General features: G+C 59.0%; 1 protein-coding gene. It reads right to left on the bottom strand.

The window, feature by feature from the left end:
- Window positions 1-4,808: retention module-containing protein (locus MJ643_RS23820; RefSeq protein WP_247727015.1), on the bottom strand; the 4,808-nt coding region annotated here is incomplete at its 3' end.
- Between the last annotated feature and the right edge of the window lie 706 nt (window positions 4,809-5,514).

The raw sequence follows: 5,514 nt of genomic DNA, 5'->3' as shown, positions 1-5,514 counted from the left end.
GTGCTGCCAGCCTGCGGCGGGTTGCTCAGCTGGAAGTGGAAGGTGATGTTGGCATCACCCTCTTTTGCCGGATCGGCCGTCACGGTCACCGTCGTAGTGTCGACGGTGTCCTTGATTTCAGCCGTAACGCTGGCGTTGCTCAGGTCTACCGCTTCGAAGTTGCCACCGTTAACAGCGGTCACTTCGACAGTCACGGTGCTGCCGTCGGTGTAGACATCTTCACCGTTGGTATTCGCGACGTTGAGGGTGCCTTTGCCGGTAGCATCGATAGCGACAGTACGCGTCACGCCATCCACATCGACGGTCAGCGTCGTAGTGCTGCCAGCCTGCGGCGGATTGCTCAGCTGGAAGTGGAAGGTGATGTTGGTATCGCCTTCTTTCGCTGGGTCGGCCGTCACCGCCACGCTGGTGGTATCGATCGTGTCAGTTACCTTGACCGAAGCGGCGCCACCAAACTGCAGGTTCTCGAAGGTCGCGCCAGTGACGTCAACGGCCGATTGGATACCCAGGACGATTTGACCAGCATCCAGGTAAACGTCGTCGCCTTGAGCGTCATGGGTGTACGGCTCGCTCGAAGTCTGACCTGCCTTGATGGTCACGACTGCGTTGTTGCTCAGGGTCACGGTCAGGTCATGCGCCAGCACCGTGTTGATGTGCACGGTGAAGGTCGGTTTGACGTTCTCGGCCACCGAGTCCTGGTCAGCGGTGATGGTGACCTTGACGATGTCGCCTTCGTTACACGGAGTGCGTGGTTCATCGGTGACTTCTGTGCTGACCTTGGTGTCATCCAGCGTCAGCTGCTCGAACTTCCAGGCATCGGCGCCACTGACGTATTTCAGGCTCTGCTCGACCGCTGCGTTGGGGCCCGTGTAGACGTTGTCCGGCGCGGTCACAGTGACCGAACCGGTCGTGCTGTTGGCCGGCACGGTAACCACGGTCTTGCCGTCGCTCAACGTGAAGTACAGCGTCGAGTGATTGTCGATCGGCAGTCCGTCTTTGCTGGTCAGCGTCACGGTGTAGGTGATCTCGCCGCCTTCGGTGACCGACTCGGTGGCGGTCAGTTTGGCCACCACTTCGTTAATGGTATCGGTGACTTTCACCGAAGCCGGGTCGCCCAGTTGCAGGTTTTCGAAGGTCGCGCCAGTAGCGTCAACCGCCGACTGGATGCCCAGAACGATTTGGCCAGCATCCAGGTAAACGTCGTCGCCTTGAGCGTCATGGGTGTACGGTTCGCTCGAAGTCTGACCTGCCTTGATGGTCACGACCGCGTTGTTGCTCAGGGTCACGGTCAGGTCATGCGCCAGTACCGTGTTGATGTGCACGGTGAAGGTCGGTTTGACGTTCTCGGCCACCGAGTCCTGGTCAGCGGTGATGGTGACCTTGACGATGTCGCCTTCGTTACACGGAGTGCGTGGTTCATCGGTGACTTCTGTGCTGACCTTGGTGTCATCCAGCGTCAGCTGCTCGAACTTCCAGGCATCGGCGCCACTGACGTATTTCAGGCTCTGCTCGACCGCTGCGTTGGGGCCCGTGTAGACGTTGTCCGGCGCGGTCACAGTGACCGAACCGGTCGTGCTGTTGGCCGGCACGGTAACCACGGTCTTGCCGTCGCTCAACGTGAAGTACAGCGTCGAGTGATTGTCGATCGGCAGTCCGTCTTTGCTGGTCAGCGTCACGGTGTAGGTGATCTCGCCGCCTTCGGTCACCGACTCAGTGGCGGTCAGCTTGGCTACCACTTCGTTGATGGTATCGGTGACTTTCACCGAGGCCGGGTGACCCAGCTGCAGGTTCTCGAAGGTCGCGCCAGTGGCATCAACGGCCGATTGAATACCCAGGACGATTTGGCCAGCATCCTGGTAAACGTCGTCGCCTTGAGCCTCGTGGGTGTACGGTTCGCTCGAAGTCTGACCCGCCTTGATGGCCACGACCGCGTTGTTGCTCAGGGTCACGGTCAGGTCATGCGCCAGCACCGTGTTGATGTGCACGGTAAAGGTCGGTTTGACGTTCTCGGCAACCGAATCCTGGTCAGCGGTGATGGTGACCTTGACGATGTCGCCTTCGTTGCCCGGAGTACCTGGCTCGTCAGTGACGGTGGTGCTGACCGGGGTCTTGTCCAGGGTCAGTTGCTCGAACTTCCAGGCATCCGCACCGCTGACTGCATCGATGGCATTGACCACCGGGTCGTTGGTGCCCACATAGACGTTGTCTGGCGCAGTTACAGTTTCCGAGCCGGTAGTGCTGTTCGCTGGCACCAAGACCACGGTCTTGCCGTCACTCAGTGTGAAATATAGGTCCGAGTGGTTATTGATCGGCAGACCATCTTTGTTGGTCAGCGTCACCGTGTAGGTGATCTCGCCGCCTTCGGTGACCGAGGCAGTCGCCGTCAGCTTGGCCACGACTTCGTCGATGGTGTCGGTGACTTTCACCGACGCATCACCACCCAGTTGCAGGTTTTCGAAGGCTCGACCGTCGATATCCACTGCAGATTTGATACCCAGGCTGATCTCGCCAGCATCCTGATAAACGTCGTCGCCCTGTGCGTCATGGGTGTACGGCACGCTGGTTTCACCAGCCTTGATGGTGACCTGGGCATCGTTGCTCAAGGTCACGACCAGGTCATGATCCAGTGCGGCGTTGATGTGCACGGTGAAGCTCGGCTTGACGTTCTCGGCCACCGAGGCCTGATCTGCCGTGATGGTGACCTGTACCAGATCACCCTGGTTACCGGTGCCCGGAGTGCCCGAGCCTGGCTCATCAGTTACCGAGGTGGTGACGGTATCGCCGCTGAGCGTCAACTTCTCGAAGCTGTCTGCGCCCGATACCGACTCGAGTTTGTTGGCAATGGCAGCCTGACCACCGACATAAACATCATCGTTGACCGTGATGGTCGCGCTGCCCGAAGCGCTGTTGGCCGGGATGGTGACTTTCGTACCATCGGTGAGGGTGAAGGTCAGCGCGCCGTGCTGGGTGACGGACAAGCCCTGTGCATTGGTCAATGTGACGGTGTAGGTCACCTGACCACCTTCAGCCACACTAGCCTTGTCGACGGTCAAGGTAGCGACGACTTCGCTTATGGTGTCCGATATTTGAACGGTAGCCGGGCCGCCGAAGGTCAGCTTCTCGAAGGTGGCACCCGAAACGGTGGCGTCGGTAATGCTCAAGGTGACGGAGCCGGCATCCTTGATGACGTCATCGCCTTGGGCGGGGGTCTTGTATTCGACTTCAGTTTTGCCAGCCTGGATGGTCACGGTGTCGCCGTTCGACAGCGTTACGGTCAACGGACGGTCCAGCGCCTGGCTTACCTTCACAGTAAAGGAAGGCTGCTGGTCTTCGGTCACATTGCCATTGCTGACGATGCTTACGGTAACGGTATCGATGCTGTCGTTGATGACAGTCGCAGCCGGCGTCGGGTTGGGGGTCAGCTGTTCGAAATTACCGCCCGTGGCGCTCTCGATGGTAACGCTGACGGTCGAACCGTTGTTGTAGACGTCGTTGGCCGGGGTCTGGAAGTCGACGCTGCCTTGGGTCTTGCCCGCTTCAACGGTGATGGTCTGGCCGTTGGACAGGGTCACGGTCACCGGGGTTTGAGCTGGATTGCTCAGGGTCACGGTGTAGGTGATCACGCCGCCTTCGGTCACCGACGGGTTCGCCGTCAGGGTCGCGGTGGTGATGTCGATCGAATCGTTGATCGTGGTCTGAGCCGGCGTCGGGTTGGGGGTCAGCTGTTCGAAATTACCGCCCGTGGCGCTCTCGATGGTAACGCTGACGGTCGAACCGTTGTTGTAGACGTCGTTGGCCGGGGTCTGGAAGTCGACGCTGCCTTGGGTCTTGCCCGCTTCAACGGTGATGGTCTGGCCGTTGGACAGGGTCACGGTCACCGGGGTTTGAGCTGGATTGCTCAGGGTCACGGTGTAGGTGATCACGCCGCCTTCGGTCACGCTTGGCGAAGCAGTCAGCGTAGCGGTGGTGGTGTCGATGGTATCAATGACCTGGGTAACCGCTGGTGTTTGCGGCAATGTCACCGTCAGCCCGTTGCCACCGGTGGTACCCGTTACGGTCGCCGAGATCTGACCGCCATCGATATACGGCGTGTCGTTCGCAGGGATAACGACGTTGACGCTACCGCTGGTCTGCCCGGCAGGAATGATGATTACAGCACCGTTGGACAGGGTGACGACCAGATTGGTAGTCGGCGCCTGGCCCACCGTGGCGGTATAAACGATCACGCCACCCGCTTCGCTGATGGAAGGAGTGGCGCCAAGAATCAGGTCGGTAGCGGCGTCGGCGTCCGTCGTCGGCGTAGTCACCAGGCTGTTACTGGTGGTGTCCAGCACACCAACCTCTTCGCTACCGAGTACTGCAGCAAAGCCCAGCCCGTCAGTCGGGAAGCCGACGGTAGGATCGACCCTGCCTGCAGTTTCTTCGAGCATCACGAAACTGTGCCCACCGCCCAGCGCACCACCGCCTGCTGCCGACGGGCCGGCCGCGGTAGCTTCCAGTTCGGTGGTCGGGTCGACACCTGCAGCGATCGCCTGTTGCAGCTCTTCCACCGACGGTGCGGCCTGGGCGGTCGCCTGGCTCAGGTCGGTGCTGCTGTCAGGTGCATCGGCGCTCCACTGGCTGTCACGACCCAGGTCGAGCAGACGGCCGTCGGCCAGTTCCAAAGTAACCGCACCGCCCGGGCCAGTGAGCACTTCCTCACCGGTCAATAGACGGTCCCCTTCGATGAGTACACGCCGGATGCCCTCTGGGGATACCGCGATAACCTGGCCGACAATACTTTTGACGATGGCTACAACGCTGCTCATTGGACTCTCCGTGCGACCCGATGGGGTACTTCCCTGCCAGAGCGGCACTTGTAGGCCACTTCAGGCGGAACTATGTCGATGATCTCTTGACGCCTTTTGACGTCAATATTCCGTCTACAGCTAATTGGAACTACTTAACTGCCAAACTATTGACCTTATACATGCCATCCTAAACAATCAGCAATGTAATGTCACATTGATATTTGAACCTTAGCCAACCGTTTCTCAAGGACAAATGCCGTACATCAATTACAAGCGCATTCATCGGCCGGTTTGCGTACCTTCTCCATACCCCAGCGGCTGCACGTAATGCTGCCGGGCAACCGTCCATCGGCAATTGCCAAGGTTCAGGCGTCAATATTTCAGAGCTCTCCGCTCGTCCAGGCGGCTGCTTGTCTACAAGCACGAACCTTGCCTGAAGACAGGCATGCAGTGGCCGTGGAACCAGGCAGAATCGGGCCCGTACGACAACGCAGGTCGCAAGGTCCCGCTCTGCTTTACGTAACCAAGACCAGCGACTTGCCGCAGATCAAATAGATAGCGAACGACTGCGCGAATACTGCCAACCCGACAATGGCAAAGCATTGCAGATTATTGAATCCAGACCTGTCAGCGACTTGTTTTTTATAGATGATTTTTGACTAATTAGTTCTAGGGATGGTCTGAAGTAGCCCCTGTTTTCCGGCTACTTCGCCATCGACACTTT

It is taken from the genome of Pseudomonas sp. PNPG3 (genome assembly GCF_023093815.1).
GTDB classification, from domain to species: domain Bacteria; phylum Pseudomonadota; class Gammaproteobacteria; order Pseudomonadales; family Pseudomonadaceae; genus Aquipseudomonas; species Aquipseudomonas asiatica.
Note: the sequence above shows the minus strand (reverse complement) of the source record. Positions and strands in the feature narration are given on the sequence as shown.